This is a genomic window from Xanthomarina arctica (assembly GCF_014638915.1).
GTDB classification, from domain to species: domain Bacteria; phylum Bacteroidota; class Bacteroidia; order Flavobacteriales; family Flavobacteriaceae; genus Xanthomarina; species Xanthomarina arctica.
Window position 1 is genome coordinate 71,168 of record NZ_BMFQ01000001.1, and the last position, 12,528, is coordinate 83,695.

The following is a 12,528-nucleotide window of genomic DNA, read 5'->3' on the forward strand; positions in this document are numbered from 1 at the left end:
TTTGTTTATTGACCTTGAAAAATCGCGACCCTTTAAATAATGTCATAAAAAAAGCCTTGTAGAAACAAGGCTTTTTTTAAAACTATAATTTTAATTATATTATTAGCATGGCATCACCATAGCTATAAAAGTTATATTTTTCTTTAATTGCCTCATCATAAGCCTTTTTAATGAAGTCGTAACCTCCAAAAGCTGAAGCCATCATTAATAAAGTAGATTTTGGTGTATGAAAATTTGTAATCATACAATTTGCGATACTGAAATCGTATGGAGGGAAAATAAATTTATTAGACCACCCATCAAATTCATTTAAAGTCCCATTAGAAGACACAGAGCTCTCTATAGCTCGCATTGCTGTTGTACCGACAGCGCAAATACGTCTTTTTTCTTTGATGCCCGTATTTATCATTTCTACAGCATCTTTTTTAATAATAATCTCTTCGCTATCCATTTTATGTTTAGACAAATCTTCTACCTCAACGGCATTAAAAGTCCCTAAACCAACATGTAATGTTACTTCTGCAAGTTTTACTCCTTTAATTTCTAAACGTTTTAATAAATGTTTAGAAAAATGCATTCCAGCAGTTGGGGCTGCAACAGCACCTTCATTTTTAGCGAAAATGGTTTGGTAACGTTCTTCATCTTCTGGCTCTACCTCTCTTTTTATGTATTTTGGAAGTGGTGTTTCACCTAATTCCTTAAGTTTTACACGGAAATCTCTATAAGAACCATCGTATAAGAAACGTAAAGTTCTTCCTCTAGATGTTGTGTTATCAATTACCTCAGCAACTAACGAGTCTCCTTCGCCAAAATATAGTTTGTTCCCAATTCTTATTTTTCTTGCTGGATCAACAAGCACGTCCCATAGACGTTGTTCTTCATTTAATTCTCTTAATAAAAACACTTCAATTCTAGCACCTGTTTTTTCCTTATTTCCAAAAAGTCTGGCAGGAAAAACTTTGGTGTTATTAAGAATCATCACATCGTCCTTATCGAAATAATCAATAATGTCTTTAAACATTTTATGCTCAATAGTTTGTTTCTCGCGATTCAAAACCATTAAACGAGCTTCATCTCTATTTTCAGATGGATACTCCGCTAATAATTCTTCTGGAAGTGTAAAACCAAAATGTGATAATTTCATATGTGTCTATCGATTTTTATGTTAAAATGAAAGTGTTCTATCTTTGTCAAGATTGCAAATATACAACCTGAAAGTAGGCGTTGTCAAGTATTTAGGCAATTATTATTGTAATTACCTAATAATCTTTATTAAAGTTGAATGGATTAATCTGTTTTAATCTGAAATCCGATGCTTTTTAAATCTTCCCAAAAGCTTGGATAGGATTTTGAAACAACTTCGGCGTTGTTGATTTTAATTGAAGTTTTAAGCGCTAGTGGCGCAAAAGCTAATGCCATTCTGTGATCGTTATAGGTATCGATTGCTATATTGCTTTTAATATTATTAGAAGAATCTAGCGTTAAGCTATCTTCCGTTATTGCTACTTGACCACCTAATTTTTCAATTTCCGTCTTAAGTGCAAAAAGTCTATCTGTTTCTTTAATTTTTAAGGTATGAAGTCCTGTAAGAACACATGAAATCCCTAATCCGAAACAAGTAACTGCAATGGTTTGAGCAATGTCTGGAGCATTCGATAAATCTAATGAGATTAACGACCCGCCCGAACCTACCTTTTCGGTACGGGCTGGTTTTTGATTTACGATTGTTGATTTTTGAAGTAGGATGCTATTATTTTCGAAAGTAGTTTCTACTCCAAAATCTTTATAAATTTCTGATAAAACAGAATCTCCTTGCAAACTATTTTGTTTATATGAAGACAAGCTAATTTCTGTTCCAACAGCGCTTAAAGCCACAATACTATAAAAATAGGAAGCAGATGACCAATCACTTTCGATTAACGATTTTTGATTGTTGACCCGCCCGAACGTGCCTTTTCGGTACGGGCTGGTTGTTGATTGTTGATTGACTTCAACCACATTATTCTGAAAGTCTGTTTTTACTCCTATCTGATTTAACAAATTTAAAGTCATGTTGATATATGGAACGGATGTGATTTTTCCTTCTAAAGTAAGTTCCAAACCATTTTCCAGTTTTGGAGCAATAAGTAATAAGGCTGAAATATACTGACTGCTTACATTGGCTTGTAAAGTAACCTTGTTTTTGGTTAGTTTTTTACCTGTAATTTTTAAAGGAGGAAGTCCATCAGATTCTAAATACGAGATTTCAGCACCCAGACTTTTAAGAGCATCGACCAAAATTTTAATTGGGCGTTGTTTCATTCTATCAGAACCCGTTAAAACCACTTCTCGTCCATCTTGCGTTGCAAAATATGCTGTTAAAAAACGCATAGCAGTTCCAGCATGATGCACGTCAATAACATTTGAAGAGGTTAACAAAGCTTCTGTCATGACCTTACTATCGTCAGAATTTGATAGATTATCAATCTCTATGTTTGGAAATAAGGCTTGCAACAACAACAATCTGTTCGATTCGCTTTTAGAACCGGTTATGCTGATTGAAGATTGGAGATCGTGGATTTCTGATTTTTGAATTTGGATGTTCATTAACCTATTTAAGTTTTTTATTATTATGATGTCTGTCGTGATCGCGTTTGGTTTTTAGATCCAATTTCTTATCGAAAGCCACTTGTAAATCGATTCCTGTTTGATTGGCAAGACATAAGACCACAAACATAACATCTGCTAATTCTTCGCCTAAATCTTTATCCTTATCACTTTCTTTCTCACTTTGTTCGCCATAACGTCTGGCAATAATTCTAGCAACTTCGCCAACTTCTTCAGTAAGTTGAGCCATATTGGTTAATTCATTAAAATATCGAACACCATGTTCTTTTATCCATGTATCTACTTCTAACTGTGCGTTTTTTATATCCATCGTTAAACTTTTTTAAGAACAATTGTCTCTGCTTGCTTTTTAACCACTAGCTCAAAAAACTGTTTGAACTGTTTGTAGTCTGCAGGCAAAATTAATGAATTATTTAAATCTAAAGTAATAACCAGTTGAAGCGTTGAGCCATTTTCTTTTATTAAATATGTAAACTCCCCTTCGGTATCATTATACTGTAATTTTTCGTTTGCCGGTAAAGATTCCACTTCAAACCCTTCTGGCAACATAATGTTTACCACATATTTTCTAGAGGTAGGGAAATTTAAATCTAACGGATATTTTCTTGTTTCTAACTTAAAAGGAGTTTCATTTAATTTTAAAAACAATAAAGGTGAAAAATAATAGTTCCCCTTAATTTCTTCAACAGCATGATCCAACTGATATTGATAAGTTAAAAGCACGGGTTTTATTGATTTATCCTTAACCTCTAAATCTAAATTAGAAACTTGTAAATTTACATTTTTGGATTCAACTTCCTTGATTAAGTCTTCTTGAGAAGCACTTTTAAACCTATTTCTAAAAGTTAAAGCGCTATAATCTGTAAATTGGCTTCTAACTATTCCTGTAGCCGATAGATCTGGATTTAGCGTCATATTTAATGACACAATTTCTTTTGAAACTTCTTTAACTAATAAGTTAATCCAGTCTGAACTTCCATCTTTCTGGATTATACGTCCTTGCCAATTTAAAACTTTAACAGGTAAAACATTCACACTAGTAAAAGGTTCAGAAGCATCCAAAAGTAATATCCCTTGTGCCGAATTGACGGCACAAATAACATAATTAAAACTACTTAGGCTAGGAAATAACGGCACCCCATTATTCTTGGTGCTTATTAAAACAGGATTCGCATCTAATCCAGCTTCCCGTAACATGGAAATTAAAATTAAGTTTATATCCGCTACATTCCCAACACCCTGTTGATAGGCTTGCTTAACCCCTAAATCAGTATTATAGCCTTCAAGCCCATTCCATTTTACTTTTGTTTTCACAAAATCAAAAACACTATTTATTTGCTCAACTGGATCTGTTATACCTGCTGTAGCCTGACTTAAATCGTTTTTAAAATAATCTGACTCAATTAATTGATCACGGAAATAACTACTTTCGTAAATGGTTTTTGTTACTTCTCCCCAGGTTGTGGATACATTTTTAAACGGCGTATCAGGTAATTGAATTGACTTCAATTCCATAATTAATTTTGCTTGATAGTTATTTATATTATCAACATAGTCCTCATTACTTAAAGATGGAATATTCTCCAGATTTGAGTTTAGTATATTATAAGAATAATTAACTACGGAATCTTGTATGGTGGAAGTAAGATTTCCCGAACGAGCATTATGGTGTTTTTTACGCATTATAGTGTTTTTGGCTGGCTCGCTAGATTGAACAATTTTAGGAGTATAAATTGCTTTAGGATTAACAATAGTTGTGTAATTATAAAATTCGGGAGTTGATACTTTTACATCTAATTTATTAATTGGTATTTCTTTTTGAAAAGGAATGTCATTTATTGATAATAATTCTGATTGTATAACATATCTAATTTCTAGGATAGCATTCTCTTTTACATTTGGCATTTTAAAATGTACTGTCTTCCAATCTCTGCTTATTTTTTCTTCAAATATGTCCGTCTTTTCAAGTTTAGTTTCAACAATTTTATTCTTTTCAAGAGTATAGGTATAGGCTTTTAAATTTCTCAATAAATCTTCAGAATAACCTTCTCCTGTATATAGTCTGATTTTTTTTGTGGCAAACTCAAAACCCTTTTTATTATAAATTTTGATTCTTTCAAATACATGGTTTTCTTGAATAAAACCTAGATCTTCAATATAAACAAACTTGATATTTTGATTTCGATATAGAATAGCCGCATTTGTATTTCGTTCTAAAACATTCTCAGTCTCTAGCAATTCTGCTTTACTTACTTTTCCAAACTTAAAATCTTGGGCAAATGCGGTTTGTACAGTAAATAAACATGTTAGTAAAAAAACGAATTTCATAGGTTGGATTTTTAATTTAAATCAATTATTATACTTTTCTAAGTATAATTTTCTCTGCTTGTTTGTTAACTAACAACTCGAAAAACTGTTTAAATTGTTCGTAGTTTGGTGGTAAAATCAAGGTGTTATTTAAATCTAAGGTTATAACTAATTGAAGCATGGCCCCATTTTCTTTTATTAGATATGTAAATTCACCCTCAGTATTGTTATACTGTAATTTTTCGTTTGCTGGCAAAGACTCTACTTCAAATCCCTCTGGCAACAATATGTTTACCATGTATTTTCTCGAGGTTGGAAAATTTAAATCAATTGGATAATTTCTTGTTTGAAGTTTAAAAGGACTTTCTTTTAATTTTAAAAATAATAAAGGTGAAAAATAGTAATTCTCTCCTATTTCTTCTAAGGCATCATCTAATTCATACTCATAAGATACTTGCACAGGTTTTACTGGGGTTTTCATATCTGAGACTTCAATATTTGAAACCAGCAAATTCCCATTTTTTGATTCTATATCTTTAATTAAATCATCTTGAGAAAAGCTTTCGAAGCTGTTTCTGTATTCTAAAGCTTTATAGTCTGTGTATTGGTTTCTAATTTTCCCTGTTGCAGACAAATCTGTATTAAGTTTAATATTTAATGAAATAACCTCTTTTGATGCTTTTTGAACTGAAAGGTCAATCCAATCGGAACTTCCATCATTACGTACTAACCTCCCTCGCCAATTCAATACTTTAACAGGTAAAACATTTAAACTTGTGAAACTTTTAGAAGCATCTAAAAGTATGATACTTTGCCCTGAATTAACGGCACAAATAACATAGTTAAAACCATTTCTAGTTGGGAATACTGGAATACCATTGTCTTTTGTACTTACTAAAACTGGGTTAGCGTCTAATCCAGCATCACGTAACATGGCAATTAAAATTAAATTAATATCTGCAACATTTCCAACACCTTGTTTATAAGCTTGTCTAACACCTAAATCTGTGTAATAGCTATGAATCCCATTCCATTTTACTTTAGTTTTTACAAAATTAAAAACATTATAAATTTGCTCTTCTGGATTTGTTGCTCCAGCAGTAGCTGTACTTAAATCGTCTCCAAAATAACCAGTCTTATTTAATTGATCGCCAAAATAACTGCTTTCATAAATAGTTTTTGTTACTACTTCCCAAGTTGTAGATAGATTTTCATATGGTGTATCAGGGTATTGGATAGAACTCAATTCCATTATCAATCTTGCTTGATAATTACTTAGGTTATCAACATAAATTTCATCTACTAATGAAGGTATATTAACAGAATTAGATTCTACAACATTAAATTGAACATCTCTTTTAAAGGATACTAATTCTGATTTAGAGGTACCACGCATTCCTGGTTCTGGAAGTTTTCTGTAAGAAAAACTAACATTTTTATAATACTGACTCTCATTTAATTTAGGATAATAGCTCGCTTTAGAATTCAACAGCGTAGAATATCTAAAATATTCTGGAGTTTCCACTCTAAAATCAATCTTATTGATAGGTATTAATTCTTGAAATGGGATATCTTCAATAGCTAATCTAGGAGAAACTATGGTATATCTAAACTCTATTATACTGCCATCTTTAATATTAGGCATCGTAAATTTGGTTTGCCTCCAATAACTACTTGTTTTCTCTTCAAAAATGCCATCTTTACTAAGTTTAGTATCATCAATATCACCTTCAACTAAATTATAGGTATAAGCTTTAAAACCTGTTAAAGCATCTTTTGTATCACTACTTTCATCATACAATCTAACCTTTTTAGTAGCATACTCGTAACCTTCTTTGTTATATATTTTAATACGTTGGTGTATTTCATTGTACTGTACAAAACCTTTATCCTGCTCAAAATTAAAAGAAATTTTTTGGCTACTATACAAAATAGCGGCATTTGCATTTGGTTCTAATTGGTGTTGCTTCTCTTCTAATTCTTCTTTACTAATTTTTCCAAATTTATAATCTTGTGCAACTGTTATTTGCAATGTTAGCACAAGGGCGAATAAAAAAACGTATTTCATAGGTTAGGTAGTTTTAGGTTAGGTTAGGTTTTTGAGATAAATACAATTTTGGAGTTATCATGCTTTTTAATACTTAAACAAAAATCTCTGAATTCCTGATAATCTTCATTAGAATAAGAGCCTTTATTAAGTACAAGTTCACGTTTATAAGTTATAATGTTGTTTGTAATAGATATGTTTAAACTATAGGATCCAAATTTATTTTGAATGGAAACGGGCTCTTTCATGGCTTCAATGCTTAGGGCATTTGAAAATGTAATTTGATAAGTCTCTTCCTTGGTATAGCCTCTTTCAATAACAAATGGCAATTTCCTAGTCTTATACCTTGGCGGTGTAACCGTAATTTTATTAAACACATTTGGTTGAAATAATAATCTATTACCAGCTTTTGAACCATATTTAGAGATTTCCACTTCCACGTCTTCAATAAAAACAATGCTATCTTTATTGTTAGTGAAGTTCATCTTTTGAATTTCCAGATTGTTTAGATCGCTCCAAAAGTCGTTTTTATAGTAAAGCTCTTGTTCTTTTACGGTACGATTTTGCAAACCTTCGTGCTCGCCATATTGAGAACCCCTTGACTGAATTTGAATGGCCCCAGAAATAGTTCCGTTTTCGTCCAAAACCAAATCTGCATCTATTTTTTGAGTGTTTTCAGAAGCAGAATACATTTTAGTACGAACAATTCTCCCACCTTCTGGAGTAATAATTAAGGCATCTCTATCGTCAGTAAAATTGGCATTATATCCAAAGGGATTGGTTTTACTAGTGCATTCAAGCCAAATATATTCGTCATTATTAGGTATGCATAAAATAGCATGGTTGCCTTGAGTTGCAGAAAAATCTTTATCTATATCAATTAGCTTATCATCTCCATAAATTATGGTGTAATAAGAAGGAACTCCTACTTCCTTTAATAAAGCTTGGGTGTAATTGGTTAAAGCTTTACAATCTCCATAGGCTAATCTATCAACATCTTCCGCGTTCATAGGTTTCCAACCCCCAATACCAACTTGGACGCTTATGTAACGTGTTTTATTTTGCATAAATTCATAAACAATCTTAGCTTTTTCTACGTCTGAATTTGCGTTTTTAGTAAGTTGCTTAATGGTGGTTTTGACCGTAGGTGGTAATTCTTGGGTATCACTAATAAGGCTATTGTTCATCCATAAACCAAAATCTTCCCAAGTATTGTTGACACCTTTTACACCTTCCATTTCAAATTCTGTTAAGGCAACCTTTAACATTGGCGCATAGGAATCAAAATTTGGACTAAAAGCCTCAGGCACAATAGATGATAAATTTTCAGCTTGATAGTGATTATCACTAATTTCTTTTATAGGATAGTCTTCAAAATTTGAAGTTTTAATCTTAATAGGAATTCCTGAAGTATTTGTAATTTTGTAAGTTGCCTTTTCAGTGCTTGTATAATAACCTTCTATGGGTTTCCAACCTGGAATAAACGCCGTAGAATTGTAGATAACTTGCGTTTCAAAAACAAGCGTATAGGGATAATTTATTGGAGTATAATCTAAATATTTTACGCGACTATCAGAATACAGTGTACCACCTGGTACCGCACTAACATCCTTAAAATCGTTTTTTCTAAACTTTTTAATTTCCTTTCCGAAGGAATTATAAATACGAGCTTCGAGAGCTTGAATATTTATATTCTCGTCGTAATGCTGGTAAGCTCCAAGCTTATAATCTCCTTCCTTATTAAAAACTGTGATAATTCGAGTATTGGTATACACAAACCTGTCGAAATCTGAGATTTCAATATGGACATCGTCAAACCTGACAACGGCATTCGATTTTATTTTAAGCTCCAAAGGAATAGAATTTACAGAAAGTAAATTTTCATTTTGAGCGGCTATTTGCGTATTAATTAGGGAGGAGAGTACTAAAAGTATGATTAATTTCATGTAGGTCCTTCTTTTCTCTATCTCAAAAATAGAATTTTTTGTGAAAAAACAAAGCTTTTAATAAAATTAATTCACTTATTCTTTATTTTTAGAATCCATGATAATGGTTACTGGACCATCATTTAAAAGTTCTACTTTCATGTCTGCTCCAAATTCTCCCGTTTGAACGGACTTTCCTAAATCTGTTTCTAATTGTTTCACAAAAGCTTCATAAAGAGGAATGGCAATATCTGATTTTGCCGCTTTAATATAGCTTGGCCTATGCCTTTTTTTGTGTTTGCGTGAAGTGTAAACTGACTAACAACAATGGCATCTCCTTTCATTTGAATCAGAGATTGATTCATGACACCATGTTCATCATTAAAAATTCTAAGATTGGCTGTTTTATTGGATAACCATACAATGTCTTCATTGGTATCTTCGTTTACAATACCTATCAAAACAAGTAATCCATTAGTAATGGATGCTACTTTGGTATCTTCAATTGTGACACTAGCTTTTGAAACTCTTTGAATAACTACTTTCATGATTTACTTTAATTGCAAAGGAATATAAAAACTTATTCTTGATCTTTTTCCCAAGTATCTGTTCGGTAATGCTCATCCTCATCTTCAATAATTTGCAAATAACTTCTATATCTTGAATAAGCAATTTCGTCTTTATCTAAAGCGTCTTTTACGGCACATTTTGGTTCGTCCACATGAATGCAGTTATTAAACTTACAGTCTTGTTTTAGTTTAAAAAACTCAGGAAAGTAGTCTCCTACCTCCGTTTTATCCATATCTACTACCCCAAAACCTTTAATTCCTGGTGTATCTATAATTTTAGCACCAAAGCTTAAATCGTACATTTCTGCAAATGTTGTGGTATGCTGTCCTTGCATGTGCTGACTAGAAATAGCTTTAGTTTTTAAATCTAAATCTGCTTCTATGGCATTTACTAAGGTTGATTTTCCAACCCCAGAATGACCAGCAAACATGCTTACTTTATCTTTCATTAAAGCTTTTACCTTATCCAAATTTTTTCCAGTAGTTGCTGAAATTCCAATACATTCATACCCAATCTGTCTGTAAACATGGGCTAAATATCGAACCTCATCAAGGGTTTCTTCGGGATAGGTATCAATTTTATTAAATAGCAAAATGGTTTTAATAGAATACGCTTCGGCAGTTACCAAAAACCTATCGATAAAACTTGTAAAAGTTGGAGGATTATCAATGGTTACTAATAGAAAAACCTGATCGATGTTTGAAGCAATAATGTGTGTTTGCTTTGAAAGATTCACAGATTTTCTAACAATGTAATTTTTTCTGTCGTGAATGTAGGTTACAACACCAACTGGTTCATCGTTATTCTCCGTATCTAAATCGAAGTCAACGCGATCTCCAACTGCAATTGGATTGGTACTTTTAATACCTTGCATTCGGAATTTCCCCTTAATTCGGCATTGATATGTGGCACCTAAATCTGTTTTTACAGTGTACCAACTTCCAGTAGATTTATATACTATTCCTGTCATTATTACAAAGATGCCATTATTAATTAATATTTAAAAGAGATTCGTTAATAATGGCATGATCTATTTGTAATTAACTGTTGATAATTTTATCCTGGTGATTAATAGACTCTTGATGAACAGCTTTAAAAACACGTAAAATAAATTCTTCACTTAGGTTCTTTTCTTCCCCTTGAAGAATCATTTTTCCAAGAATCTCATTCCAACGTTTGGTTTGTAAAACGGCTACGTTATGAGATTTTTTAAGAGACCCAATATCATCGGCTACTTTCATACGCTTACCCAACATATCTATTAATTGATGATCTATAACATCAATTTGAGTACGCATGGTATTAATTTTATTTTTGAATTCGGCTGCTTCTCCAATTTCTTTTCTAATACGTAAATCTTTTGTGTACTGAATTAAAGTTTCTGGAGTAATTTGTTGAGAAGCATCGCTCCAAGCTTTATCTGGGTTGTGATGCGTTTCCACCATCAATCCATCGTAATTTAAATCTAGAGCAGTTTGACATAAGTCGAAAATAATATCTCTACGTCCTGCAATATGCGAAGGATCTAAAATAAGAGGTAAATCTGGAAAACGATTTTGCAAATCTATTGGCAATTGCCATTCCGGATTGTTTCTATATCTGGTTTTTTCGTAGGTTGAAAACCCTCTGTGAATAACACCCAGATTATTAATTCCTGATGTGTGAAGTCTCTCTACAGCACCTAACCACAAAGCTAAATCTGGATTCACCGGATTTTTAACTAACACAATTTTATCTGTTCCTTTTAAAGCTTCAGCAATTTCCTGAACAATAAACGGACTAACGGTAGTTCTTGCTCCAATCCATAAAACATCCACATCGTGTTGCATAGCTAAATCTACGTGATTTGCATTAGCAACTTCAGTAGAAATAAGCATACCTGTTTCTTCTTTCGCTTTCTGTAACCATTTTAAACCTAAGGCTCCAACACCTTCAAAATTTCCTGGTCTTGTTCTTGGTTTCCAAATTCCAGCACGTAAAACAGTGGCGTCACTATCTTTTAATTGATGTGCAATTGTTAATACCTGCTCTTCAGTTTCTGCACTGCAAGGTCCTGCTATCACTAAAGGGTGTTCTAAATTGAAAGCATTTAACCAGTTTCTAAGTTCTTTTTTGTTTTCCATAATTTGTTTTTAAAATCCAAATTTAAAATCCCAGATTCTAAGTTAATCAACTACTTGACTAGTTTGGAATTTGTAATTTTATTTTTGGTGCTTTATTTATTGTATTCCTTTTAATATGTCTTTAATATGATTTGTACTTTCCATTTCATTAAAAATGTCTTCAAAATTATCTGCTTCCATAAACTCTTTAAACTTAGTCAGATTGTTTATATACTCGTTTAATGTTTCTATAACATTTGTTTTATTCTGTTTAAAGATAGGCGTCCACATGTGTGGAGAGCTTTTTGCCAACCTTACTGTAGAAGCAAAACCACTACCAGCTAAATCGAAAATATCGCGTTCATTTTTCTCTTTTTCAATAACTGTTTTCCCTAGCATAAATGCGCTGATATGTGATAAATGAGACACATAAGCAATGTGTTTATCGTGTGCATCAGGATTCATGTAACGCATATTCATTCCCATAATCTTAAAAATGGTTAAAGCGCGTTCTTGCAATTTAAATGCTGTTTTTTCTACTTCGCAAATAATATTTGTTTTGCCCTTAAACAAGCCTTCCAAAGCTGCTTTTGGTCCAGAAAACTCTGTACCTGCAATAGGATGAGTCGCTAAAAAGTTTCTACGCTTTGGATGATTTTCCACTGCCTTGCAAATACTTGCCTTAGTCGAACCAGAATCGATTACTAAAGTCTCCTCTGAAACTTTATCTAAAATTTCTGGTAATAAAATTTCGGTTGCATCGACTGGAATAGAAACAATTACTAAATCGGCTTTATGTAAATCTTCAAAAGTGGCTGTTTTATCAATTATTTTTAAAGATAAAGCGTCTTTTAAATGGATTTTATTTTTATCAACTCCATAAATCATTATGTCTGGATTTAATTTCTTAATATCTTTTGCGATACTGCCTCCAATTAAACCAACTCCTATAATGTATATATTTTTCATT

Annotated in this window: 9 protein-coding genes and 1 pseudogene; all 10 read right to left on the minus strand. The window is 32.2% G+C overall.

All coding sequences use genetic code 11. The annotated features are described in order from the left end of the window. Window positions 1–94: 94 nt before the first annotated feature. The 10 genes and pseudogenes from queA to IEV77_RS00390 all read right to left on the minus strand — a co-directional run bounded on the left by queA (window position 95) and on the right by IEV77_RS00390 (window position 12,527). Window positions 95–1,144, minus strand: a complete 1,050-nt coding sequence (gene queA, locus IEV77_RS00345; RefSeq protein WP_188460736.1) for a tRNA preQ1(34) S-adenosylmethionine ribosyltransferase-isomerase QueA — start codon at window positions 1,142–1,144, stop codon at window positions 95–97. Between the two features lie 143 nt (window positions 1,145–1,287). Continuing rightward, window positions 1,288–2,586: a 3-phosphoshikimate 1-carboxyvinyltransferase gene (locus IEV77_RS00350; protein ID WP_188460738.1), complete on the minus strand. Its 1,299-nt coding sequence runs from the start codon at window positions 2,584–2,586 to the stop codon at window positions 1,288–1,290. Window positions 2,587–2,590: 4 nt separating this feature from the next. After that, a complete protein-coding gene (locus tag IEV77_RS00355) occupies window positions 2,591–2,917 on the minus strand; it encodes a nucleotide pyrophosphohydrolase (protein ID WP_188460739.1) in 327 nt (108 codons plus the stop codon). 2 nt (window positions 2,918–2,919) lie between these two features. Further along, window positions 2,920–4,935, minus strand: coding sequence for a DUF3858 domain-containing protein (locus IEV77_RS00360; protein ID WP_188460740.1), 2,016 nt, complete (start codon window positions 4,933–4,935; stop codon window positions 2,920–2,922). Between the two features lie 28 nt (window positions 4,936–4,963). Then, a complete protein-coding gene (locus IEV77_RS00365) occupies window positions 4,964–6,982 on the minus strand; it encodes a transglutaminase family protein (RefSeq protein ID WP_188460742.1) in 2,019 nt (672 codons plus the stop codon). 23 nt (window positions 6,983–7,005) lie between these two features. Next, the gene (locus IEV77_RS00370) at window positions 7,006–8,907 is read right to left on the minus strand and encodes a DUF3858 domain-containing protein (protein WP_188460744.1); all 1,902 of its coding nucleotides are present in this window, start codon (window positions 8,905–8,907) and stop codon (window positions 7,006–7,008) included. A 75-nt stretch (window positions 8,908–8,982) separates the two neighbouring features. Next, window positions 8,983–9,434: pseudogene (gene dtd, locus IEV77_RS00375) on the minus strand (D-aminoacyl-tRNA deacylase). Window positions 9,435–9,466: 32 nt separating this feature from the next. Next, on the minus strand, window positions 9,467–10,426 hold the full coding sequence (gene rsgA, locus IEV77_RS00380) for a ribosome small subunit-dependent GTPase A (protein ID WP_188460746.1): 960 nt from the start codon (window positions 10,424–10,426) through the stop codon (window positions 9,467–9,469). Window positions 10,427–10,496: 70 nt separating this feature from the next. Next, complete coding sequence (locus IEV77_RS00385) at window positions 10,497–11,579, minus strand: bifunctional 3-deoxy-7-phosphoheptulonate synthase/chorismate mutase type II (protein ID WP_188460748.1); 1,083 nt, start codon at window positions 11,577–11,579, stop codon at window positions 10,497–10,499. 96 nt (window positions 11,580–11,675) lie between these two features. Beyond that, on the minus strand, window positions 11,676–12,527 hold the full coding sequence (locus IEV77_RS00390) for a prephenate dehydrogenase (protein WP_188460750.1): 852 nt from the start codon (window positions 12,525–12,527) through the stop codon (window positions 11,676–11,678). Window position 12,528: the final 1 nt, after the last annotated feature.